Raw genomic sequence first — 22,768 nt, 5'->3', positions numbered from 1 at the left:
GGTCCCCGGGTCAGCTGCGGCCTGCGGCCGTGGCAGGGCTCAGGTAGAAGGTGAGGCGGAACTTGCCGATCTGGACCTCGCTGCCCGACTTCAGCTCCACGCGGTCCACGCGGTCATGGTTGACGTAGGTGCCGTTCAGGCTGTTCTTGTCCACGACTTCAAAGCTGCGTGCGGTGCGATGGAATTCGACGTGCCGGCGGGACACCGTGACGTCGTCCAGGAAGATGTCCGCGTCCGGGTGCCGGCCGGCAGTGGTGACGTCGGAGTCCAGCAGGAACCGTGCGCCGGCATTCGGGCCGCTGTGGGCCACGAGCAGCGCAGAACCGGCGGGCAGTGCCTCCACTGAGTTGCGCTCATCCGAGGACAGCCTGGGGGCGATGGTGGGTTCGTCGGTGACGGGGGTGAGGTGGATCGAGGTGGTCTCCGACGCCTTAGCCGCACCCGTGCCGTATTCCCCCTCGGCAGGGTTGTGTCTGTGGCCAGCCATGGATTCCTCCTCTTAGACGTTGCGGGCATCAGGCCCGCAACCAACGTGTACTCTCCGGCCCTGCCCGGCAGGTCCGGCCCCGGCTCCCGCGATCCGGCCCTGACGTGCGAAGACGCGGTGCCTGCGACGCCGGGCCGGACCGGAATTACCGGTTAGCTTTAGCCTACCTGTTGTTCGTACTCGGATGCACTGAGCAGGGACTCAACCGCGTCGGGCTCAGCCAGTTTGACCTCGATGAGCCAGCCGTCGCCGTACGGGTCGGAGTTGATCAGGGCCGAATCGCTGTCCAGGGACTCGTTCCGGGCCACTACTTCACCGGAAACGGGCGCGTAGATGTCACTCACGCTCTTGGTGGATTCCACCTCACCCACCACTTCGTTTGCCGTAATCTTCGTGCCGGCTTCGGGCATCTGGGCGTAGACGACATCCCCGAGGGCGTCCTGGGCAAAGTCGGTGATTCCCACGCGGACCACACCGTCGGCATTCGGGGCGCTGACCCACTCATGTTCGGCGGTGTAGGACAGGTCTTCGGGAATGTTGCTCATGGGAGGCCTTTCATCGGGGTACACGCCAAGGTCTGAAGGGGCCCGGAAATCGGGCCGCCGCTGAAAGTATAGGCATATCTGCCGGGGCCGGCACCGGCCTTTCTGACAGGATGGGACCCATGAGTGCAAGCACCGGTGCAACATTGTTGGGAGAGGACTGTTAGCCATGCCGGAACTGCCCGAGGTGGCCGGCCTGGCCGCGTTCCTGGACGAACAGCTGCGTGGCTGCGTGGTCACCAAACTGCAGATTGTCTCCTTCGCGGTGCTCAAGACCGCGGATCCGCCCTTCAACGCCATCGAGGGCCGCGCTGTGTCCGGCGTCCGCCGGTTTGGAAAGTTCATCAGCATTGACACTGACGGAATCTCCCTGGTGTTCCATCTGGCGCGTGCCGGCTGGGTCCGCTTCACGGACTCCCCCGCAGACAGCCAGCTGCGGATGGGCAAGGGCCTCATCGCAGTCCGGTGCACCTTCTCCGGCCCGGACGGTTCCAGGGGCCTGGACCTGACGGAAGCGGGCACCAAGAAGAGCCTGGCCGTATACGTGGTGCGGGATCCACAGGAGGTGCCCGGCATTGCCACCCTGGGCCCGGACCCCTTCACCGAGGCATTCGACGCCGACATGCTGGCGGAGATCCTTGCCGGCAGTCCCCAGCAGATCAAGGGACTCCTGCGCAGCCAGAGCGTCATTGCCGGCATCGGCAACGCCTACAGTGACGAGATCCTGCACGCAGCGCGGATTTCGCCCTTCGCCATTGCGAAGTCCCTGGACCGGCAGACGGTGCAGGTGCTGTATGACTGCATCCACAGCGTGCTGGGCGAAGCGCTGGCGGAGGCGCGGGGCAAGCCGCCCAAGGACCTTAAGGACGTCAAACGCAGCCACATGCGGGTGCATGCACGCACCGGGCAGCCCTGCCCTGTTTGTGGTGACACGGTTCGGGAAGTGTCGTTCGCGGATACGGCCCTGCAGTACTGCCCCACCTGCCAGACCAAGGGCAAGATCCTGGCGGACCGGAGGACGTCCAAGTTCCTGAAGTAGGAACATCCGGCCCACCTGCGGAGTCGGCAGCGCCGGGTGTCGGGGTCACGGGAGATCGCATTGCGGTTCGGGACTTCCGGTCCTATCCGGGCATGCGGCCCGGGCGTAGCGTCTTGATCAAGGCCCGCATGTCTCGATCAGCACGAAGGGGTCACAATGCGCCGCTCTCGACCCGCCGTTCTCGGAATTTCGCTCGCCCTCGCCCTCGGCAGTGGTCTGGGGGGCGCGGTACTGGGACCGTCCTTGGCCGCCACTTCAGCGGTGGCGGGGCAGCGGAGCGTTCCGGCGGTGATGGCGGTCGAGCAGGTTGGCGACGATGCGATCGTCCAGCATTATCAGCAGCTCGGCGGCAGCGCATCGTTCCTCGGCACGCCAGTCGGCAGCGCGTACGACATCGCTGGAGGCCGTGCCCAGGACTACACCGGCGGAACGATCTACTGGAGCCCCGGCACCGGTGCGCATGAGGTGCACGGGGCGATCGGCGGACACTACCGGGACTTGGGCGGACCGGCCGGCTTCCTGGGCTTCCCGCTCACCGACGAGGCCACCACCCCAGGCGCCGCTGGCCGGTACAACAACTTCGCGGGAGGGTCGATTTACTTCAGCACCGCCACCGGAGCACATGAGGTGCACGGGGCGATCGGCGGACACTATCTCGCCCTCGGCGGACCGGCCGGCTTCCTGGGCTTCCCGCTCACCGACGAGGCCACCACCCCGCGCGCCGCTGGTCGGTACAACAACTTCGCGGGTGGGTCGATCTACTTCAGCACCGCCACCGGAGCACACGAGGTGCACGGGGCGATCGGCGGACACTATCTCGCCCTCGGCGGGCCAGCCGGCTTCCTGGGCTTCCCGCTCACCGACGAGACCACCACCCCAGGCGCCGGCGGCCGGTACAACGACTTCGCCGGAGGATCGATCTACTTCAGCCCCGGCACCGGAGCAAACGAAGTCCACGGGGCAATCCGCGGACAATATCTCACACTCGGCGGACCGGCCAGCGTACTCGGATTCCCCATGACGGACGAGACCGGCACCCCCGACGGGGTGGGTCGGTATAACCACTTCAGCGGATCGAACGCCGGCTCGTCGATCTACTGGTCGCCTGCCACGGGAGCCCACGAGGTATACGGAGCCATCCGGGCCCAGTGGGTGGCCCTCGGCTGGGAGCGCAGCCGGCTTGGCTACCCAACCAGCGGTGAGTACGGCATCACGGGCGGGCGCCGCAGCGACTTCCAGCACGGTTCGATCCTGTGGCACGCCGCCAGCGGCCGGACCGAGGTCATCTACACCAGCGTCCCGTCGTCGCTCCTGGGCGTGGACCTTGAGCGCATTCCGACCACTCAGAAGGTTGTCGCGCTCACGTTCGACGCCGGCGCCAACGACGCCGGCCTGCGATCGATCCTCGGCACCCTCGCAGCCAACGGCGTGCCAGGCACGTTCTTCCTCACTGGAAACTGGGTCAACCAGTTCCCCTCCGACCCGGCCCTGATCTACAACGCGGGGAATCGAATCGGCAACCACTCCATGACCCACCCGGACTTCACTACCCTGACCGACGCCCAGATCGCGGCCGAGATCAGCGGTGCCCAGAGGACCATTGAGGCCGCTGGAGGCGACCCGCTCCCGTTCTTCCGCTTCCCGTTCGGCGCTCGCGATTCGCGCACGATCGCCGACGTCAACGGCGCCGGCTACGCGGCGGTCCGGTGGACCGTTGACACTCTTGGCTGGCAAGGCACCATGAACGGAACGCGCGGCCCGGACTTCATCGTCCAGCGCGTCATGGCATCCGCGCAGCCCGGTGAGATCGTCCTGATGCACCTCGGCTCGAACCCCGACGACGGCTCAACGCTCGACGCCGCGGCCCTCCCCCAGGTGATCTCCCAGCTCCGGGCTGCAGGCTACGGCTTCGTCACCCTCGACGCCGCCCTCGGCTGACTGGCCGCTGTGCCCGGTACCGTCCAGGACACGCACATCCGGACAAACCACCCCGGGCTGCCGGGGTGAATCGTCCGACGGAAGGTGCGCGGCCAGGAATGACCACGAACCCAAAAAAGCGGAAAGCGCCGGAGAAATTCTCCGGCGCTTTCCGCTTTTTGGTCGGGCTGACAGGATTTGAACCTGCGACCCCTTGACCCCCAGTCAAGTGCGCTACCAAGCTGCGCTACAGCCCGCTGGTTCCGCCGTTCTCCGCTGAACTCAATCCGAAGATTTTCATCAGCAGTCCGGCCGAACCACCTAGAAGAGCTTACACGATCCGGAGGGGTGCCAGTGACACTTTCCGGTGTTCAGCTCAAAGGTGTGTCGCAATTAACGCTTCCGGCCGCGCTTCTCCCGCACGCGCATGCTGACCTCTATGGGCGTTCCCTGGAATCCGAAGGTCTCGCGCAGGCGGCGGGTGATGAAGCGGCGGTATCCGGGGTCGAGGAATCCGGTGGTGAACAGCACGAACTTCGGCGGCCGGCTGGAGGCCTGGGTGCCGAAGAGGATGCGGGGCTGCTTGCCACCGCGCACGGGGTGCGGGTGCGCAGCAACGAGCTCGCCCAGGAAGGCGTTGAGCCGCCCGGTCGGGATCCGCTTGTCCCAATTCTCCAGCGCCAGGTCCAGGGCCGGGACCAGGCGGTCCTTGTGCCATCCGGTCTTGGCGGAGATGTTGACGCGCGGCGCCCATTCGACGTGGGCCAGGTCCTGCTCGATTTCGCGTTCCAGGTAGCGGCGGCGTTCGTCGTCGAGCAGGTCCCACTTGTTGAAGGCCAGCACCAGCGCGCGGCCGGATTCGATGGCCAGTTGCAGGATGCGAACGTCCTGCTCGCTGAGGACCTCGTCCACCGCGAGGAGGACGACGGCGACCTCCGCCTTCTCGAGCGCGGCCTGCGTCCGCAGCGAGGCGTAGTAGTCGGCACCCTGCGCCATGTGCTGGCGGCGCCGGATTCCCGCGGTGTCGACGAACCGCCAGGTGCGGCCGCCGAGTTCGATGAATTCGTCCACCGGATCACGGGTGGTGCCGGCAGTGTTGTCCACCACCACGCGCTCGGATCCAGCCAGCTTGTTCAGCAGCGAGGACTTGCCCACGTTCGGGCGGCCGATCAGGGCAATACGGCGCGGACCGCCGGAGCGCTCCACTCCTTCAACGGTGGAGAACTCGGGCAGGACGTCCATGACGTGGTCCAGCAGGTCGGCCACGCCACGGCCATGGAGTGCCGAGACCGGGTACGGCTCGCCGAAACCGAGGCCCCACAGCGTGGCGGAATCGGCTTCCTGGGCAAAGTCATCCACCTTGTTGGCCACCATGATGACGGGCTTCTTGCTGCGGCGCAGCATCTTCATGACGCCTTCGTCCGTAGCGGTGGCGCCGACGGCGGAGTCCACCACGAAGAGCACGGCGTCGGCGAGTTCGACGGCCATCTCGGCCTGCTCGGCAACGCGGGCATGGATGCCGCGGGCATCGTGCTCCCACCCGCCGGTATCCACCAGCGTGAAGTTCCGCCCGTTCCAGTTCGCGGAGTACATCACACGGTCGCGCGTCACGCCGGGGGTATCCTCCACCACCGCTTCGCGGCGGCCCAGGATGCGGTTCACCAGCGTGGACTTGCCCACGTTGGGCCGGCCGATGATCGCCAGGACGGGGTCCAGCTTCAGGGGGCCTTCAAGGTCCTCGTCGCCGTATTCGCCGCTCAGCAGTGCGGCGTCGTCCTCGTCCAGCTCGTAGTCTTCCAGGCCGGCCCGGAGGGAGGCGGCACGCATCTCCGCTTCGTCGTCGTCGATGGCTGCCAGCCGTTCGGCAACCTGGTCGGAGCCGGTGGGCATGTATTCGTCGTCGGCGCCGGAATGCCCGGAGGTCTGGGTGGTGTCGCTCATTGCACTGTCCTTAGTGGTCATCTGCCGGCGTCCCCGGCTACTGCTGAAAAGTCTTTGTGGTCAGCGTGGGGCAAGGCCTGCCCGCTGAGTTCCATGGTGTCCTGGACGTGCCCCGCCAGGGCGGCACGAATGTCCTGCGCCGCCCTGTCCATTGAAGCACGGCCGGTTTCGCCGGCCCGGCGGGCCAGCGTGAGGGCTGATCCGAAGCTGACGTGGAAGCGCCGCCCGGGCCGCGGGACGAAGTCCAAATGTTCGCTCCCCTGCCGGGTGCCCAGGATGGCGACCGGAACCACGGGCGCGCCGGAGTTCAAGGCCAGCCATGCCACCCCGCCGTTGATGTCTGCGGCTGCCCCGCTCCCCCGCGTTCCTTCGGGAAGGATCCCGACGCAGCGGCCGGCGTCGAGCACTTCCCTGCAGAGCTGCAGCGCTCCCCGGTCTCCGCGGCGGTCCACGGGCAGCTGGCCGGAGGCCGTGAGCACCCGGCCCAGGAAGCCCTTGAACATCTCCTGTTTCACCAGGATGTGCATGGGCCGCGGAGCCGCGCCGAACATCACAGGCCCGTCAAGGAAGCTGATGTGGTTTGCGGCGAAGATCACCGGCCCGCCGGTGGGAACGTTGCGCCTGCCGGTCACGGTGGTCCGGTAGACCAGGTGGTCCAGGATCCAGCCGACCGGCCTGCTCCACGCCATGGTCAGGGGGGACGGGACGCCGGCGGAAGTGTCAGTCACGGTTGAGGACCTTGGTGACGATCACGAGGGCTGCGTCCACGGTCTGTTCGAAGTCCAGGTCGGAGGAGTCCAGGGTGACCACACCGTCTGCCGCCTGGGTGAAGTTGACCACGGTGGAATCCTTGGCATCCCGGTGCGTCACCTGGGCAGCCAGCTGCTCGGCGTTCTGGGTGCCGCCCAGCTGGATCCCGCGGCGGCGCAGCCTGGCTTCTTCACTGGCGGTGAGAAGCATGCGCACCTCGGCGCCGGGCGCGACGACGGTGGTGATGTCCCTGCCTTCCACCACCATCCGGCGGTGGTGCTTTTCGATCAGGTCCCGCTGCCGACGGATCAGTTCGGTCCGGGCGCCGAGGGTGGTGGCGACCGCACTGACGGCGGAGGAGATAGCCGGCTCGCGGATGGCATCGGTGACGTCCACCCCGCCCACCCGCACGAATTCCTCCAGCGGGGTGGTGCTCAATTCCAGGGCGAAGTCCCGGGATGCCTGCTCCACGGCGGGAGTGTCGGCAAGGTCGATTCCTTCCGCCAGGCAGTACCAGGTCAGGGCGCGGTACATCGCCCCGGTGTCGAGGTAGGCCAGCCGGAGCCTGCGGGCGACTTCCTTGCTCACGCTGGATTTACCTGAGCCTGACGGCCCGTCGATGGCAACCACCAACGGCCGGCCGATGCGCAGCGCGCGCATGGTTTCGAGGAGTTCCTGTGTCATTACTGAAGTACCCGCCATCCGCGGTCGTTAAGGGCTTCGATCAGGTGGTCGTGCTTGTTCGGCAACACAGACAATTCCACCATGCCAACGTTCTGTCCGGAGGAATGGTCCAGGCGCAGGTCTTCGACGTTCACGCCGATTTCACCGATTTCGGTGAGCAGCTGCGCGATCTGGCCAGGTTTGTCGTCAACCAGGACGGTGAGCCAGGAGTAGGCCTGCGGCGGGCCGCCGTGCTTGCCGGGAATCCGGGCCTGGCCGGCGTTGCCTTCGCTGATGAGCTGGGCGAGGTCCAGCCGGGCACCCGGGGCCGTGGGCTGTTCCAGCGTACCGATGAGCCGGTTCAGGTCCTCACGGACGCCGTAGAGGATTTCCACGACTTTGGCAGCGTTCCCGCCCAGGATCTGCACCCACAGAGTGGGGTCGCTGGCGGCGATCCTGGTGACGTCGCGCAGGCCGTTGCCGGCCAGGGACAGCGCATGCAGCGGGGTGCCCTGAAGGCGGCTGGCCAGCAGCGACGACATGACCTGCGGCAGGTGGGACACCAGGGCCACGGCTTCATCATGCTCATCGGCGCTGAACTGCGACACTACGGCTCCCAGGTCCGAGGCGAGCGAACGGGCCACCTGAAGGGCAACTCCGGACGTCTCCTCCGACGGGCAGAGCACCCACGGCATGGACGTGAACAGTTCGCCGCGCGCCGCTACCGGGCCTGACTTCTCCCGGCCCGCCATGGGGTGGGTTCCCACATAGCGGGACAGGTCCGCACCAAGGGTGCGGAGCCGGGACAGGATATCGGCCTTGACGCTGGCAATGTCCACCACGACGGCGTCGGGGTAGTCAGCGAGTGCCTTGTAAACCACATCCGCAGTGACGTCCGGCGGAGCGGCGACCACCACGAGCTGCGGCCTTGCCTCGCCGAGGTCCCCAAGGGGACGTCCGGCGCCGATGTCCACCGCCACTGCCTGGTTGGTGGGTGACGGGTCGGAAAGGAACACCGGCACGCCGCGCCCGCGCAGCCCGAGCCCGATGCTGGCGCCAAGCAGCCCCGTGCCGATGACCACCACCGGGCCGTCAAGATGGCCGCGGCCCTGGCTTTTGAACGCGGACATGCCCTAGAGCCCTACGGATGCCAGCAGGTGGCCGACTTCCTGCTTGCCCAGGTTGCGGATGCTGCCCTGGCGCTGGTCGCCCAGACCAATGGGGCCCACCTTGACACGGACCAGGCGCTGGACCGGGAAGCCGACGGCGTCGAAGAGGCGGCGGACAATCCGGTTCTTGCCGGAGTGCAGCACAACTTCGATCAGGACGTGGCCCGGGGTGGAGTCCACCAGCCGGAAGGAGTCAACGTTCGCGAAGCCGTCCTCCAGTTCGACGCCGGACTTCAGTTGCGCTCCGACGCCCTGCGGGAACGGCCCACGAACCTGCACGAGGTAGGTCTTGGGCACCTCGTAGGACGGGTGCGTCAAACGATTGGCAAGTTCGCCGTCGTTGGTCAGCAGCAGCAGGCCTTCGGTGGCGACGTCGAGCCGGCCGACGTGGAAGAGCCGTTCGGTGGTGTTCTTGTTGCTCTTCAGGAAGTCGCTGATGCAGGGCCGGCCTTCGGGGTCCTCCATGGTGGACACCACGCCCTTGGGCTTGTTGAACACCATATAGACCAGGTTCTCATCCAGCTGGATCCGGAGACCATCCACGTGGATGACGGCGGTCTTGGGGTCGACACGGACACCGAGTTCGGTGACCACCTGGCCGTCCACCTCGACGCGGCCTTCCGCGATCATCTCCTCGCAGACGCGCCGGGAGGCAACTCCTGCGGACGCCATCACTTTCTGCAGGCGCACGCCGTCGGCATCGTGGAGGTCCGACTGGGGAACGTTGCTGCGCGGCCCCTTCTTCCGTGCGGGTTTACGGACCGGGCCGAGATTCTGGCCGAAGCGTTCGCTGCCGAAGGCGCGCGAAGCTGCCGCCCCGGGAGCACCGGTGCGCGGCTTTACCTTGGGTGCACCGGGCGTGCCCGGGGCTTTCCTGGCGCCGGGCTTGCGGGCTGCAGGCTTGCGCGACGACGGTTTGGCGCCCCTGGCACCTTCAGCGCCTTGGCTCTGCTGGTCCCCCGTGAGGTCGGGGTCGATGAAGCGTTCTTCGCGCGGCTTCGGCGCGCGGTGCGGACGGTCCGCGCCGAATCCCGTGGCGCGCTTCCCCGTTCCTCCGCGCGAGCCCCCGCCGAAGCTTCCGCCCTGCGCGTTGCGCTGCGGGGCGTTGCCCCGCTGGCCGCTGCGTTCGTTGCCGCCGCGTCCTGATCCGTTACGTGGTGAACCCTGGCGTCCCGCCTGTGTCATGACCCGTCCTTCGAGATGTGTTGGCCGGCAGAGATGTCCAAGGACAACCCTATCCAGCCGTGCAGACTTCGTCTGCCCTGATGAATAAACCTGTATACAAACCGGCACCGGCAGGGGTGCCGGCGCCTACATGGTGTCGGCGTCGTAGAACTCCGCGATCCCCTCAAGCCCCGGCAGGTGGGGTGACAGCCGGGGCAGGTCGCCCACAGAGCTGATACCCATCCGCTCGAGGAAGTACGAGGTGGTCCGGTATAGGAGTGCACCGGATTCGGGATCCGTTCCGACGTCCTCGATCAGCCCGCGCTGGGCCAGTGTCCGTACGACGGAATCGACGTTGACCCCCCGAATTGCGGACACCCGGGCCCGGGATACGGGCTGGCGGTACGCGATGACCGCCAGTGTCTCCAAAGCCGCCTGCGTGAGCCTGGCTGTCTGACCCTCCAGCACGTATTTGCCAACGATGTCGGCAAAATCCGCCCGGGAATAGATCCGCCAGCCACCGGCGATGTTCCGCAATTCAAAACCCCGGGGGCTGGAACCGAGACCAGCGTGGCTGGCACTTTCCATCTCCGGGGCTTTAACAGTATAGCCGTTATACTCACGCTGCAGTTCTGCGAGCAGTGAGCGGACGGCGTCCACCGTCAGGCCGATCCCCGCGGCAAGCTCCTCCTCGGTGGCGGGCTGGTCCAGGACCATGAGCACTGCCTCCAGTGCGGCCTTGGCGCCGCCGGGAAGATGAACGAATTCCTGTCCCGCATCCAGGTCCTCATGCGGCTGCGTGTCCTGCTGCTGGGGGTTCACGGTTGCTCCTCGTACTCTTCGCTCAGGTTGTCGGCCGACCAGTCCCGGCCCTCCGCGGTCCAGTGGATGGCGAGTTCTGCCAGCGGGGACAACTGGTCGAACGCGACCGCCCTGTCCCGGAACAGCTCCAGGAGGGCCAGGAACCGGGCCACCACCACCAGGGTTGACCCGGCGTCGGCGGTCAGGGTGCGGAACGTCAGCGGGGACTCCTGCTGGAGACGGCGGCCAAGGACTTCGGCTTGTTCCTTGACGCTGACGTTGCTGCCATGCAGATGGCCAAGCGCCACCTGCGGCGGCTGCGCCTGCACCTTCGGCCGGAGCGCTGCTTCGGCCAGGGCGGCGAACGTTTCGGGCGTATGCTTCCACACGAGCTCGGGAAGCATGGCGGCAAAATGTTCCTCAAGCGCGACCTGCCGTGGAAACCGCAGTGCTTCCTGGTGCAGCGTTTCCCCGAGGATGCCTGCTACCTGCTTGAAGGCCTTGTACTGGAGCAGCCTGGCAAAGAGAAGGTCCCGGGCCTCCAGCAACGCGATATCCTCGTCGTCCTCGACTTCACCGGCCGGAAGGAGCCGCGCGGCCTTGAGGTCCAGGAGGGTGGCGGCCACCACCAGGAACTCGCTGGCCTCGTCCAGGGCCCATTCCTCACCAAGCTGCTGCAGTTTCCGGATGTACTTGATGAACTCATCCGTGACTGTGGCGAGCGCGACCTCGGTAATGTCCAGCTGGTGCTTGGCAATCAGGCCCAGGAGGAGGTCGAACGGACCCGTGAAGTTGGCCAGCCGCACCTCGAAGCCGGGTTTGGAGTCGGCCACGGCGTGGCTAGGGTGCGCCGCCGCGGGAGATCAGCTCCTTGGCCAGCCGGCGGTAGGCGTCGGCACCCACGTGGTTTCCGGCATAACTGGTGATGGGTTCTGCGGCGACGGTGGCATCGGCAAACTTGATGGAGCGCTTGATGACGGTCTCGAAGACTTTGTCGCCGAATGCCTCCACCAGCCGGGTGATCACTTCGCGGCTGTGCAGTGTCCGGGCGTCGTACATCGTGGCGAGTACGCCGTCCACCTGCAGCCGGGGATTCAACCGGTCCTGGACCTTGTCGATGGTTTCGACCAGGAGCGCTACGGCGCGAAGGGCGAAGAACTCGCAGATAAGCGGGATGATGACGCCGTGCGCCGCGGTGAGGGCGTTGACGGTCAGGAGGCCCAGGGAAGGCTGGCAGTCGATGAGGACGACGTCGTAGTCGTCTTCGACCTTTTTCAGCGCACGGTCCAGGACCTGCTCGCGCGCAACCTCGTTGACAAGCTGAACCTCGGCTGCCGAGAGGTCGATATTTGCCGGCAGGAGGTGGACGTTCTCGACGCCGGTCTGGTGGATGGCCTCGCGGATGTCCACCTTGCGGTCCATCAGCACGTTGTAAACGGTGAGGTCCAGCTCGTGGGGGTTGACTCCCAGGCCGGCGGACAGCGCCCCCTGCGGATCGAAGTCCACCAGCAGGACCCTGCGGCCGTATTCGGCCAGTGCTGCGGCGAGGTTAATGGTGGAGGTGGTTTTACCCACCCCGCCCTTCTGGTTGACCATGGCGATGACGCGCGCCGGACCGTGGGAGGACAGCGGCGCGGGTTCCGGGAACTCCCGGTATGGGCGCCCGGTGGGGCCCATCACCGCGTTTTCCAGGTCGAATTCCGTGCCCTCCAGAGTTGCTGAACCCTGTTCGCTGCTCACGTATCTGTCCACACTTTCGATGACGGTGATTTCCTGCCGCTGGCTCGCCAGCGCCGTTCGTTCTGCTCCCTAGGTTACAGCGCCCGACACGGTATTCGACGGAACTTGACTTTCCGCGGATGTTGAGCCTTTACCCTCTAGCTGAGGTCGAAGGTTGCCGTGCCCGGTGGACGCGAAACCGCCCCCNGCAGCGTTGCTGCGGGGGCGGTTTCAGGCGGTTCAGGCGGCTGTGGCTAGGCCTTCGCAGCCTCGCGTGCGCCTTCTTCCTTCGGGGCCATTTCGCCGTGTCCTGCCATCATGGTCTGCTCATCGAAGGGCAGTTCGCCTGAGAGGACGCGGGTGACCTGGTCGCCGTCGATCTCCTTGACCCAGGTGCCCACAAGGACGGTGGCGACAGCGTTGCCGGTGAAGTTGGTCAGGGCGCGGGCCTCCGACATGAAGCGGTCGATGCCGACGATCATGCCCACGCCGCCGAGCAGTTCGGGACGGTGTGCCTGCAGGCCTGCTGCGAGGGTCGCCAGGCCGGCGCCGGTCACACCGGCCGCGCCCTTGGAAGCGATGATCATGAAGACCAGCAGGGAGATCTGGGCGCCAAGGTCCAGCGGGGTTCCCATGGCGTTGGCCACGAACAGCGAGGCCATGGTCAGGTAGATGGCGGTTCCGTCCAGGTTGAAGGAGTAGCCGGTGGGAACGGTGACGCCGACGACGGGCTTGGAGACACCCAGGTGTTCCATCTTGGCGATCAGCCTCGGCAGCGCCGCTTCGGAGGAAGAGGTGGAGAAGATGAGGAGGTACTCGCGGGCAAGGTACTTCATCAGCTTGAAGATGTTGACGCCGGCAACCACCTGCAGGAGACCGCCCAGGATAACCACGATGAACAGTGCGCAGGTGATGTAGAAGGCGATCATCAGGGTGAACATGCTCACGATGGCCTGGACGCCGGTGGCTCCGACGACGGCGGCGATGGCGCCGAAGGCACCTACCGGAGCGAGCCACATGATCATGATGAGGACGCGGAACACCAGCGCCTGGCCGTGCCCGATGGCCTTGAGGATCGGGGCGCCCTGGGCACCCATCTTCTGCAGTGCGAAGCCAACCAGGATGGCGGCCAGCAGGGTGGGCAGGACGGGGATGTCACTCGGAATGATGCCCAGCAGGAAGTCCACCGTGCTGTCGGTGGCTGCCTTCTTGTTGGGGTCATAGGGTGCCAGCTTCAGGCCTTCGCCGGGGTGGATCACGTTGCCCACCACCAGGCCGATGGCCAGGGCGAAGGTGGACATGATGACAAAGTAGCCGAGCGCCAGGCCGCCCACCTTGCCCACGGTTGCCGCCTTGGCGATGGAACCGATGCCCAGGACGATGGTGCAGAAGATGACCGGTGCGATCATCATCTTGATGAGCTTGATGAAGCCGTCGCCCAGGGGCTTGAGGGACTTGCCCACCTCCGGGAACAGCAGGCCCACCACCGCGCCAAGGACCACGGCGACGATGACGGCAATGTAGAGGTAGTGGGACTTGTCCAGTCCCTTGCGCCGCGGTGCGGCGGTCTCAAACGACTCTCCTCGTTGAGAAGCCATGATGTGTCTCCTTGTGGATATTCTGGTAGACGCTGCGGCGCAGACTCTGGGCTCAACACGTCCGTGGATGTGATATCCATCATTGGGTACCCCGTGATCCAGCTCACCGTTGCGTTCATATTGGTCGCGGCACCCGCAGGGTCAAAGGAAGGCAGGCATGATCCACCGCTGGAGTATCGCCCGCCGGCTCTTCCTGGCAAACCTGCTGATCGTCGTGGCGTTCATCGCCATCGTCGGTACGGCCGCCTACGTGGACGCGCGGGACCGGACGTATGACGAGGCCGGCCGCCGGATGGAGGGGGTGGCAGCCTCCATCGCCGCCAATCCCCTGGTGCTCCAGGCCGCCGCCACGCCGGATCCGTCCGCCGTCCTGCAGCCTTATGCCAAGGATGTCACCACGGCCGCGCACGTCGACTTCATCACCATCATGGCCCCCGACCGCACCCGCTGGACGCATCCGCGGGATGAGGAGCTGGGCCGTCCCTACATCGGTTCCATCGACGAGGCACTGCGTGGACATGCCTTCACCGAAGTCACGGCAGGGACGCTGGGTCCCTCCGTGCGGACCATTGTTCCCGTCAAGGATCCGGCGGGCACGGTCAAGGCGCTGGTGGCGGTGGGAGTCACCGTCCGAAGTGTCGATATTGCGTTCGCCGGGCGGCTCCCGGTCCTGCTGGCCGTAGGCGCCGCCCTGCTGGTGGGTGGTTCCCTGGCCTCGTGGCTGTTGGGCAGGTACTTGCGGCGCGTCACCCGGGGCTGGGGTCCGGAACAGCTGGCGCAGTTGTTCGCCTATTACGAGTCGGTCCTGCACTCGGTCCGTGAAGGGCTGATCCTCATCGATTCCCGGAAACGCGTGGTGATGTACAACGACCAGGCCGCGGAACTGCTGGGCCTGGCTGAGACCGGCAGCACTGACCCAACAAGGCCTCCTTCACTGGCAGAGCTCCCCCTCGACGAGGACCTTCGCAGCCTGTTTGAGTCCGGCCGGACCACCAAGGACGAGATTGTCCTGACGGGCTCCCGGGTGCTGGTGGTCAACCAGGGACCGGCCAGGGCGCCCGAGTCCCCCGGAATGCGCGGGAAGGTCCCCGTGTACGGCACAGTGGCCACCCTCCGGGACCGGACAGAGATCGAAGCGCTGGGCAGCGAGCTGCAGACCATGCGGACCCTGTCCGACGCCCTGCGGGCCCAGACCCACGAACACGCCAACCGACTGCATACGATGGTCTCGCTCCTGGAACTGGGACGGACCGGCGAAGCCCTCGACTTTGCCACCAAGGACCTGGCCCTGAGCCAGCAGCTGACGGACGACATGGTGGGCTCGATCGATGAACCCGTGGTGGGTGCGCTGGTCATGGGCAAGGTTGCAGAGGCCCACGAACGCGGTGTACAGCTGGATGTCTCCACCCTTGGCTCCGGCGCCGCACCCGGCCTGGCCGTCCAGGACCTGGTGACGATCCTGGGCAACCTCCTGGACAACGCCATTGACGCTGCCGCGGACGCACCGCCGCCCCGCCGGGTGGTCCTGACGCTGGAGGCCGACGAGGAAGGACTGGACATCGCGGTCAACGATTCCGGGACGGCCATCCCGGCGGCCGATGCGGAGAAGATCTTCAGGCACGGATTCAGCACCAAGCCTGCCGGGACCGGGGGCCGCGGCATTGGCCTGGCCCTGGTCCGGCAGGCCGTACAGCGGCTGGGCGGTACGCTGGCCATCAACGGCCGGCGCGGCGCCAAGTTCGAGGTTTTCCTGCCCGCAGCGTTGTCCTCGGAGAAGGAGCACAGACAGTGAGCAGCATCCGGGTCCTCGTTGTCGAGGACGAGGCCATCGCAGCGGCAGCCCATGCCGCCTACGTGGGGCGCCTGGAGGGATTTGAACTCGCGGGAACCGCCCCTGACGGCCAGTCTGCCCTGCGGCTGCTAAGTGAGTTCGTCGCGGCGGGAGAGCCGGTGGAACTTGTCCTGCTGGACATGAACCTGCCCGATCTGCATGGCCTGGACATCGCCCGGCGGATGCGTTCGGCCGGGATCCTGGCGGACATCATCGCCATCACGGCAGTCCGCGAACTGGCCATCGTCCGCAGCGCCGTGGCTATTGGGGTTGTCCAGTACCTGATCAAGCCCTTCACGTTCGCCACCTTCTCCGACAAGTTGGAGAACTACCGGCAGTTCCGGCAGCAACTGGGCGGTGCCAGCGGTGGATCCGGCAAAGCGGGAGCATCCCAGAGCGAGGTGGACCGGGCGTTCGCCAGCCTCCGTACGCCGTCGGAACTTCCGCTTCCCAAGGGCCTCTCCACCTCCACCCTTGGTTCGGTCCAGGATTTCCTCCGGGACCGGCCCGACGCTGTGTCCGCCACGGAGGTGATGGACGCCCTGGGCATGTCCCGGGTCACGGCGCGGCGTTACCTTGAGTACCTTGCGGACGCGGGAACAGTGTCCAGGACGGCCCGTTACGGCACCCCCGGGCGGCCGGAAAACGAATACCGCTGGAACAGCCGCTAAACCGCCTTCCGGGCTGAAGCCCAACCTGCCCCGCCCACGCTCCCGTCCAGCACAGCCCAACCCCGTACAGCACAGCCGAGCCACGTACAGCACAGCCCAGCCAGGGAACCTCAGCCGGCTTCTGCTTCGTCTGCCCGGAGGACTCCCAGCAGCTGGTCGATGACCCCTGGATCTTCAATCGTGGAGGGAACGGTGTATTCCCCGCCGTCGGCTATCTGGCGCATCGTCTTGCGGAGGATCTTTCCGGACCGCGTCTTGGGCAGCGCCTCCACCACAGTCACCTCCTTGAAGTCCGCCACCGCACCAATATCCCGCCGGACCAACGCCACCAGGTCCCTTTCCAGGACGTCCCGGGGAATCTCGACTCCTGATTTCAGCACCACGTAGCCGCTGGGACGCTGGCCTTTGAGGGGGTCAGCGAGTCCGACAACGGCGCACTCGGCGACGGCCGGATGCTGCCCGATGACTTGTTCCATGGCGCCGGTGGAGAGCCGGTGGCCGGCAACGTTGATGATGTCGTCCGTGCGTCCCATGACGAACAGGTAGCCGTCGTCATCCTGGTATCCCGAGTCACCCGTGGCGTAGAAGCCATCGAAGGCCTGAAGATAGGAGGAGACGTAGCGGTCATCGTTGCCCCACAGCGTGGTCAACGTGCCCGGCGGCAGCGGCAGTCCCAGCACGATGTTGCCCTCGGTGCCCGTTGCCACCTCCCGGCCCGCGCCGTCAAGGATCCCAAGCCGGTATCCGGGCATCGGAACGCTGGGTGAGCCGGCTTTGATGGGCAGCGGCTCCAGCCCGCGCGGATTGGCGCAGATGGCCCAGCCGGTTTCGGTCTGCCACCAGTGGTCCACCACGGGCACGTCCAGGACCCGGGAGGCCCAGTGGAAGGTGTCGGTATCCAGCCGCTCGCCGGCCGTGAACAGCGTCCGGAGGCTGGAGACACCGTACCGCGCCAGCAACGACGCCTCAGGGTCCGCCTTGCGGATGGCCCGCAGCGCAGTTGGCGCGGTGAACAGGACGTTCACTTTGTGGTCCTGCACCACGCGCCAGAATGCGCCGGCATCCGGGGTGCCGACCGGCTTGCCTTCGTACATCACTGTGGTGGCCCCGGCCAGCAGCGGGCCATAGACGATGTAGGAGTGCCCTACCACCCAGCCGACGTCCGACGCTGTCCACATGACGTCGCCGGGGCCGACGTCGTAGATGTTCTTCAGCGTCCAGCGCAGGGCGACGGCATGGCCTCCGTTGTCCCGCACCACGCCCTTGGGCGTCCCTGTGGTTCCCGAGGTGTAGAGGATGTACAGCGGGTCCGTGGCCTGCACGTCGACAGGATCCACGGGAGCGGCGGAAACCATGGCCGTGTCCCAGTCGAACCATCCGGGATGGTCCGCGACCGTGGACGCAAAGCCCTCGCGCGCCTTGACAAGTACGGGCAGTCCGGGCGAACCGGAGAGTTCCAGCGCCGCTGCGACCGCCGGAAGGTACTCGATGCGGCGGGAAGGTTCGATTCCGCCTGAGGCCGTGACCACTGCGGCCGGGGCCGCGTCGCGGATCCTGGCGGCGAGCTCCTTGGGGGCAAAACCGCCGAAGACCACGGAGTGGACCGCACCGAGCCGGGCGGCCGCCAGCATGGCAATGGCGGCTTCTGGAATCATCGGCATGTAGATCACCACCCGGTCCCCCTTGCCCACGCCGTGGGTCCGCAGCACGCCGGCAAAACGCGCCACCAGGTCGGTGAGCTGGGCGTAGGTGTACCGCTGCTGCGTTCCCAGCATGGCGGAGTCATAAATGAGTGCGGCCTGGCCACCGCGGCCCTCGGCGACATGCCGGTCCAAGGCGTTGTAGCAGGTATTGAGCACGCCGTCAGGAAACCAGCTGTACAGCGGCGCCCGGCTGGCGTCCAGGGCCCGGCCGGGTGGAGAGCCCCAGGAGATCTCCTGCGCAGCGTCCAGCCAGAACTCTTCGGGCCGTTCAATGCTGCGCTGGTAGCTGTCCCGGTAGCGGCTGATGACCATGAGGTGTTCCCGTCCACGACGTTGTGATGCAGCTCATGGTAGCTGGGGGCCAGCCGCCATCACAAGAGCCTTGTATACACAGGTGAGAAAATTTCGCCTGTCACCTGCAGAACCTGTTGCTGACGCGCTCTTATGTATACACTGATCGGACCCAGTCAGTGAGAGGAGACCACCGTGCGGGCCAGCGACAAGGCGTATGCCGCCCTGCGGGACGACATCATCGAATGGCGTCTCGCGCCCGGCACGGTCCTGGCTGAGGTGGAGCAGTCCGAACGCCTGGGGGTGTCACGAACACCGCTGCGGGAGGCTCTGGGGCGACTTACGGCTGAGGGGCTGACGACGGCGGGCGGCCGGGGCGTCGTCGTCACCGACATCTCCCTTGACGACATTGACGAACTGTTCGAACTGCGAGAAACCCTTGAAGGCAGGGCTGCGGCGCTGGCCGCCAGCCGCGGTGACGCTGCAATGTTCGATCAGCTGCGCCGCGAACTGCAGCAGGCACCGGAATTAATCAGCGGTGAGACCCCGGCTTTGCATGACTACTACGAACTGGTGGGCCGGCTTGATGCGGCCATCGACGCCGCCATCTCCAACTCCTACCTGGCCCAGGCCATGCGGAGCCTTCGCGTGCACCTGGTCCGCATCCGCCGGTTGGCGGCCGACGACGCCGACCGCCTCACCGCCGCAGCCGCCGAACATGCCGCCATCGCCGAAGCGATCGCGGCGGGCAACCCGAAGCTTGCCGAAGCAGCCACGGTCATCCACCTGCACCGAAGCCTCTCCCACGTCAAAGCCACCCACACATCCCACCCGAAGGAGCACCATGGTTAAGGAACACCACGTCCGCGTTTACAAGAGCGAGGAAAACCTGGCCCGTGAGGACCAGCTCGCCTACAAGATCGCCCAGGTCGCTGCCGATCCCGTGGAGGTCTCCGACGAGGTCACGGAGATGGTGATCAACAGGATCATCGACAACGCCTCGGTGGCCATCGCCTCCCTCAACCGGGCTCCCATCATTGCGGCCCGTGCACAGGCCCTCACCCATGGCCCCACCACCGGCGGCAAGGGCTCCAAGGTGTTCGGCATCGGCGAGCGGGTTGCACCTGAATGGGCGGCCTGGGCCAACGGTGTCGCAGTCCGCGAACTGGACTACCACGACACCTTCCTCGCCGCCGACTACTCCCACCCCGGCGACAACATCCCGCCGATCCTCGCCGTCGCCCAGCACGTGGGCTCCAGCGGCCATGACCTGGTCCGCGGCATCGCCACCGGTTACGAGATCCAGGTGAACCTGGTCAAGGCCATCTGCCTGCACAAGCACAAGATCGACCATGTGGCACACCTGGGCCCCTCCGCCGCCGCCGGCATCGGCACCCTGCTGGGCCTCGACGTCGAAACCATCTTCCAGTCAGTGGGCCAGGCGCTGCACACCACCACCGCCACCCGGCAGTCCCGCAAGGGCGAGATCTCCACCTGGAAGGCCCACGCCCCGGCGTTCGCCGGCAAGATGGCCATCGAATCCGCCGACCGGGCCATGCGCGGCCAGACCTCCCCCGTACCGATCTATGAAGGCGAGGACGGCGTTATCGCCTGGCTGCTCGACGGCCCGGACGCGTCCTACATGGTCCCGCTCCCCACGCCGGGCGAAGCCAAGCGCGCCATCCTGGACACCTACACCAAGGAACACTCGGCCGAATACCAGGCCCAGGCCTGGATCGACCTGGCCCGCAAGCTCCACCGCGAACACCCCGAGGTCACCAACCCGGCCAACGTCGAATCCGTGCTGATCAAGACCAGCCACCACACCCACTATGTGATCGGCTCCGGCGCCAACGACCCCCAAAAGTACAGCCCCACCGCGAGCCGGGAAACCCTGGACCACTCCATCCCATACATCTTCACCGTCGCCCTGCAGGACGGCGCCTGGCACCACGTGGACTCCTACGCCCCGGCCCGTGCTGCCCGCCCGGACACCGTGGAACTGTGGCACAAGGTCACCACCGTGGAGGACCCGGAATGGACCCGCCGCTACCACTCCCTCGACATCGCCGAGAAGGCCTTCGGCGGATCCGTGGAAATCACGCTCACCGACGGCACCGTCATCACCGACCAGATCGCCGTCGCCGACGCCCACCCCCTCGGCGCCCGGCCGTTCGCCCGCGAACAGTACATCAACAAGTTCCGCACCCTCGCCGCGGGGCTGGTGGAGGAAGCCGAGATCGAACGGTTCCTTGCCGCCGTCGAACGCCTCCCCGAGCTCGCCGCCGGTGAACTGGACCAGCTCAACATCACCGCCGCCCCCGGGGTCATCGACCTGGCGGCGGCACCGAAGGGACTCTTCTGATGCTGTATTCGAAGACCACCCCGGAGCAGAAGCGGATCCGCTTCCGGGAACTGTTGTCCTCCGGGACCATCCAACAGTTCCCGGGCGCCTTCAACCCGCTCTCCGCCCGCTTGATCGAGGAAAAGGGCTTCGCCGGCGTCTACATCTCCGGCGCCGTCCTGGCCAACGACCTCGGCCTGCCGGACATCGGCCTGACCACGCTCACCGAGGTGGCGACCCGCGCCGGGCAGATCGCCCGCATGACGGACCTGCCCTCGATCGTCGACGCCGACACCGGCTTCGGCGAACCCATGAACGTGGCCCGCACCGTGCAGGAACTCGAGAACGCGGGCCTGGCCGGCCTGCACATCGAGGACCAGTTCAACCCCAAACGCTGCGGCCATCTCGACGGCAAGAACGTGGTGGACCTGGACACCGCCACCAAACGCATCCGTGCCGCCGCCGACGCCCGCCGCGACCCGAACTTCCTCATCATGGCCCGCACCGACATCCGTGCCACCGACGGACTCGAAGCGGCGCAGCAGCGTGCCAAAGCCCTGGTCGACGCCGGCGCGGATGCAATCTTCCCCGAAGCCATGAAAGACCTCAGCGAGTTCAAGGCCATCCGCGAAGCCGTGGACGTCCCGATCCTGGCCAACATGACCGAGTTCGGCAAAAGCGACCTGTTCACCGTGGACCAGCTTGCGGGTGTGGGCGTGAACATGGTCATTTATCCGGTGACGCTGCTCCGTAGTGCCATGGGCGCTGCTGAGCGTACTCTGGAATCGATCAAATCCGACGGTACCCAGGAGGCGCAGGTTCCCGGCATGCTGACCCGTGCCCGGCTCTACGACCTCGTTGACTACGAGGCCTACAACCACTTTGACACCGGGGTGTTCAACTTCCGGATCCCCGGAACGTAACGCCCGGCATCATCCACTGGAAAGCCGGCCACGGCCGGAACAGGCTTCAGGAACAAAGGAGTTTCAGCATGGCTGAAAATGAGATCAAAAAGGGCCTCGCCGGCGTCGTGGTGGACTACACCGCGGTCTCGAAGGTCAACCCGGACACGAACTCCCTGCTCTACCGCGGGTACCCGGTGCAGGAACTGGCGGCCCGGTGCAGTTTCGAGGAGGTCGCCTACCTGCTCTGGAACGGCGAACTGCCCACCCAGGAGCAGCTGGCGGAGTTCACGGCCAAGGAGCGCGCCGGCCGTGCCCTGGATCCTGTCGTCAAGCAGGTCATCGACGCATTGCCCACCACAGCCCACCCGATGGACGTCTGCCGGACCGCAGCATCCGTGATGGGCGCCCGGCACCCGCAGGCCGAAGACTCCTCCCGCGAGGCCAACATGGCAAAGGCCGTGGACCTGTTCGCTGCCATGCCTGCCGTGGTGGCCTATGACCAGCGCCGCCGGCATGGCCAGGATGTCGTGGCACCCCGCGATGACCTGGGGTACTCGGCGAACTTCCTGTGGATGACCTTCGGGGAGGAACAGGTGCCGGAGGTGGTGGAGGCCTTCAACGTGTCGATGATCCTCTACGCTGAGCACTCCTTCAACGCCTCCACCTTCACCGCGCGGGTGATCACCTCCACGCTCTCGGACCTGCACTCCGCCGTGACCGGTGCCATCGGCGCGCTCAAGGGCCCGCTGCACGGCGGTGCGAACGAAGCCGTCATGCACACCTTCGACGAAATCGGCATCCGGCAGGAAGAGTCCCTCGAGGAGGCCGCCGCCAGGGCCAAGGCCTGGATGGAAGACGCCCTGGCGCAGAAGAAGAAAGTCATGGGCTTTGGCCACCGCGTCTATAAGCACGGCGACTCGCGGGTACCCACCATGAAGGCCGCCCTGGACAAGATGATCGCCCACTACGGCCGCCCCGAGCTGCTGGGCCTATACAGCGGCCTGGAACAGGCGATGGACGAGGCGAAGGCCATCAAGCCCAACCTGGACTACCCCGCCGGGCCCACCTACCACTTGATGGGCTTCGACACCCCCACCTTCACTCCCCTGTTCGTGGCAAGCCGGATCACCGGCTGGACGGCGCACATCATGGAGCAGCTGGACTCCAACTCGCTGATCCGGCCGCTGAGCGAATACATCGGTCCCGAGGAACGGCACCTTCCCTAGCGTTTGG

The 22,768-nt window shown here is 66.4% G+C and carries 19 protein-coding genes, 1 tRNA gene and 1 pseudogene; 8 read left to right on the top strand and 13 right to left on the bottom strand.

The window, feature by feature from the left end:
* Positions 1 to 10: 10 nt before the first annotated feature.
* Together ACTJK0_RS15770 and gcvH are read right to left on the bottom strand one after the other, a co-directional pair.
* Positions 11 to 487, bottom strand: coding sequence for an FHA domain-containing protein (locus tag ACTJK0_RS15770; protein ID WP_110545612.1), 477 nt, complete (start codon positions 485 to 487; stop codon positions 11 to 13).
* A gap of 158 nt (positions 488 to 645) precedes the next feature.
* Positions 646 to 1,032 (bottom strand): glycine cleavage system protein GcvH, encoded by a 387-nt coding sequence (gene gcvH, locus ACTJK0_RS15765; RefSeq protein ID WP_110545610.1) that lies wholly within the window; start codon positions 1,030 to 1,032, stop codon positions 646 to 648.
* A 166-nt stretch (positions 1,033 to 1,198) separates the two neighbouring features.
* Between gcvH and ACTJK0_RS15760 the strand changes: the two genes are divergently transcribed.
* A complete protein-coding gene (locus ACTJK0_RS15760) occupies positions 1,199 to 2,068 on the top strand; it encodes an Fpg/Nei family DNA glycosylase (protein WP_440745825.1) in 870 nt (289 codons plus the stop codon).
* Positions 2,069 to 2,224: 156 nt separating this feature from the next.
* Positions 2,225 to 4,006 carry a polysaccharide deacetylase family protein gene (locus ACTJK0_RS15755; RefSeq protein ID WP_440745824.1) on the top strand — a complete coding sequence of 594 codons (1,782 nt, stop codon included), beginning with the start codon at positions 2,225 to 2,227 and terminating at the stop codon, positions 4,004 to 4,006.
* A gap of 159 nt (positions 4,007 to 4,165) precedes the next feature.
* Here the strand turns inward: ACTJK0_RS15755 and ACTJK0_RS15750 are convergent.
* From ACTJK0_RS15750 to ACTJK0_RS15705, 10 genes and pseudogenes are all read right to left on the bottom strand, one after another.
* Positions 4,166 to 4,242: transfer RNA gene (locus ACTJK0_RS15750), tRNA-Pro, on the bottom strand.
* 136 nt (positions 4,243 to 4,378) lie between these two features.
* Entirely contained in the window at positions 4,379 to 5,926 is a 1,548-nt protein-coding gene (gene der, locus ACTJK0_RS15745; protein ID WP_110545605.1) for a ribosome biogenesis GTPase Der, read from the bottom strand.
* 10 nt (positions 5,927 to 5,936) lie between these two features.
* Positions 5,937 to 6,615 (bottom strand): annotated as a pseudogene (locus tag ACTJK0_RS15740) (lysophospholipid acyltransferase family protein).
* Between the two features lie 31 nt (positions 6,616 to 6,646).
* Positions 6,647 to 7,360, bottom strand: coding sequence for a (d)CMP kinase (gene cmk / locus ACTJK0_RS15735; RefSeq protein ID WP_440745823.1), 714 nt, complete (start codon positions 7,358 to 7,360; stop codon positions 6,647 to 6,649).
* Positions 7,360 to 8,469 carry a prephenate dehydrogenase gene (locus ACTJK0_RS15730; RefSeq protein WP_440745822.1) on the bottom strand — a complete coding sequence of 370 codons (1,110 nt, stop codon included), beginning with the start codon at positions 8,467 to 8,469 and terminating at the stop codon, positions 7,360 to 7,362. The genes cmk and ACTJK0_RS15730 overlap by 1 nt, the downstream gene beginning before the upstream one ends.
* A gap of 3 nt (positions 8,470 to 8,472) precedes the next feature.
* Positions 8,473 to 9,693: a pseudouridine synthase gene (locus ACTJK0_RS15725; protein ID WP_440745821.1), complete on the bottom strand. Its 1,221-nt coding sequence runs from the start codon at positions 9,691 to 9,693 to the stop codon at positions 8,473 to 8,475.
* A gap of 126 nt (positions 9,694 to 9,819) precedes the next feature.
* Positions 9,820 to 10,455 (bottom strand): SMC-Scp complex subunit ScpB, encoded by a 636-nt coding sequence (gene scpB, locus ACTJK0_RS15720; RefSeq protein ID WP_440745860.1) that lies wholly within the window; start codon positions 10,453 to 10,455, stop codon positions 9,820 to 9,822.
* Between the two features lie 35 nt (positions 10,456 to 10,490).
* Positions 10,491 to 11,306, bottom strand: coding sequence for a segregation and condensation protein A (locus ACTJK0_RS15715; RefSeq protein WP_440745820.1), 816 nt, complete (start codon positions 11,304 to 11,306; stop codon positions 10,491 to 10,493).
* A gap of 7 nt (positions 11,307 to 11,313) precedes the next feature.
* Positions 11,314 to 12,213, bottom strand: coding sequence for a ParA family protein (locus ACTJK0_RS15710; RefSeq protein ID WP_110545595.1), 900 nt, complete (start codon positions 12,211 to 12,213; stop codon positions 11,314 to 11,316).
* A 233-nt stretch (positions 12,214 to 12,446) separates the two neighbouring features.
* Positions 12,447 to 13,790 carry a cation:dicarboxylate symporter family transporter gene (locus ACTJK0_RS15705; protein ID WP_110545594.1) on the bottom strand — a complete coding sequence of 448 codons (1,344 nt, stop codon included), beginning with the start codon at positions 13,788 to 13,790 and terminating at the stop codon, positions 12,447 to 12,449.
* Between the two features lie 157 nt (positions 13,791 to 13,947).
* Between ACTJK0_RS15705 and ACTJK0_RS15700 the strand changes: the two genes are divergently transcribed.
* Both ACTJK0_RS15700 and ACTJK0_RS15695 read left to right on the top strand, forming a co-directional pair.
* Positions 13,948 to 15,582, top strand: coding sequence for a sensor histidine kinase (locus ACTJK0_RS15700; RefSeq protein ID WP_440745819.1), 1,635 nt, complete (start codon positions 13,948 to 13,950; stop codon positions 15,580 to 15,582).
* Positions 15,579 to 16,292 (top strand): response regulator, encoded by a 714-nt coding sequence (locus ACTJK0_RS15695; RefSeq protein ID WP_440745818.1) that lies wholly within the window; start codon positions 15,579 to 15,581, stop codon positions 16,290 to 16,292. The genes ACTJK0_RS15700 and ACTJK0_RS15695 overlap by 4 nt, the downstream gene beginning before the upstream one ends.
* Before the next feature lie 110 nt (positions 16,293 to 16,402).
* On the opposite strand, the gene ACTJK0_RS15690 is transcribed toward ACTJK0_RS15695, so the two are convergent.
* Entirely contained in the window at positions 16,403 to 18,307 is a 1,905-nt protein-coding gene (locus ACTJK0_RS15690; protein ID WP_440745817.1) for an AMP-binding protein, read from the bottom strand.
* Positions 18,308 to 18,481: 174 nt separating this feature from the next.
* Between ACTJK0_RS15690 and ACTJK0_RS15685 the strand changes: the two genes are divergently transcribed.
* The 4 genes from ACTJK0_RS15685 to ACTJK0_RS15670 all read left to right on the top strand — a co-directional run bounded on the left by ACTJK0_RS15685 (position 18,482) and on the right by ACTJK0_RS15670 (position 22,761).
* On the top strand, positions 18,482 to 19,138 hold the full coding sequence (locus ACTJK0_RS15685; RefSeq protein ID WP_110545585.1) for a GntR family transcriptional regulator: 657 nt from the start codon (positions 18,482 to 18,484) through the stop codon (positions 19,136 to 19,138).
* Complete coding sequence (locus tag ACTJK0_RS15680; RefSeq protein WP_110545583.1) at positions 19,131 to 20,651, top strand: MmgE/PrpD family protein; 1,521 nt, start codon at positions 19,131 to 19,133, stop codon at positions 20,649 to 20,651. Before ACTJK0_RS15685 ends, ACTJK0_RS15680 begins: the two co-directional genes overlap by 8 nt.
* Positions 20,651 to 21,553, top strand: coding sequence for a methylisocitrate lyase (gene prpB / locus ACTJK0_RS15675; protein ID WP_440745816.1), 903 nt, complete (start codon positions 20,651 to 20,653; stop codon positions 21,551 to 21,553). The genes ACTJK0_RS15680 and prpB overlap by 1 nt, the downstream gene beginning before the upstream one ends.
* 68 nt (positions 21,554 to 21,621) lie before the next feature.
* On the top strand, positions 21,622 to 22,761 hold the full coding sequence (locus tag ACTJK0_RS15670) for a bifunctional 2-methylcitrate synthase/citrate synthase (protein WP_440745815.1): 1,140 nt from the start codon (positions 21,622 to 21,624) through the stop codon (positions 22,759 to 22,761).
* Positions 22,762 to 22,768: the final 7 nt, after the last annotated feature.

Source organism: Paenarthrobacter sp. 22069, assembly GCF_052046035.1.
In the GTDB taxonomy this organism is placed as follows: domain Bacteria; phylum Actinomycetota; class Actinomycetes; order Actinomycetales; family Micrococcaceae; genus Arthrobacter.
Note: the sequence above shows the minus strand (reverse complement) of the source record. Positions and strands in the feature narration are given on the sequence as shown.

Coding starts and splice junctions, on each gene's coding strand:
- ACTJK0_RS15690 (WP_440745817.1), bottom strand. CDS start 18,307: ATGGTCATCAGCCGCTACCGGGACAGCTACCAGCGCAGCATTGAACGG.
- ACTJK0_RS15755 (WP_440745824.1), top strand. CDS start 2,225: ATGCGCCGCTCTCGACCCGCCGTTCTCGGAATTTCGCTCGCCCTCGCC.
- ACTJK0_RS15730 (WP_440745822.1), bottom strand. CDS start 8,469: ATGTCCGCGTTCAAAAGCCAGGGCCGCGGCCATCTTGACGGCCCGGTG.
- ACTJK0_RS15700 (WP_440745819.1), top strand. CDS start 13,948: ATGATCCACCGCTGGAGTATCGCCCGCCGGCTCTTCCTGGCAAACCTG.
- ACTJK0_RS15760 (WP_440745825.1), top strand. CDS start 1,199: ATGCCGGAACTGCCCGAGGTGGCCGGCCTGGCCGCGTTCCTGGACGAA.
- ACTJK0_RS15770 (WP_110545612.1), bottom strand. CDS start 487: ATGGCTGGCCACAGACACAACCCTGCCGAGGGGGAATACGGCACGGGT.
- ACTJK0_RS15680 (WP_110545583.1), top strand. CDS start 19,131: ATGGTTAAGGAACACCACGTCCGCGTTTACAAGAGCGAGGAAAACCTG.
- ACTJK0_RS15725 (WP_440745821.1), bottom strand. CDS start 9,693: ATGACACAGGCGGGACGCCAGGGTTCACCACGTAACGGATCAGGACGC.
- cmk (WP_440745823.1), bottom strand. CDS start 7,360: ATGACACAGGAACTCCTCGAAACCATGCGCGCGCTGCGCATCGGCCGG.
- gcvH (WP_110545610.1), bottom strand. CDS start 1,032: ATGAGCAACATTCCCGAAGACCTGTCCTACACCGCCGAACATGAGTGG.
- ACTJK0_RS15705 (WP_110545594.1), bottom strand. CDS start 13,790: ATGGCTTCTCAACGAGGAGAGTCGTTTGAGACCGCCGCACCGCGGCGC.
- der (WP_110545605.1), bottom strand. CDS start 5,926: ATGAGCGACACCACCCAGACCTCCGGGCATTCCGGCGCCGACGACGAA.
- ACTJK0_RS15670 (WP_440745815.1), top strand. CDS start 21,622: ATGGCTGAAAATGAGATCAAAAAGGGCCTCGCCGGCGTCGTGGTGGAC.
- prpB (WP_440745816.1), top strand. CDS start 20,651: ATGCTGTATTCGAAGACCACCCCGGAGCAGAAGCGGATCCGCTTCCGG.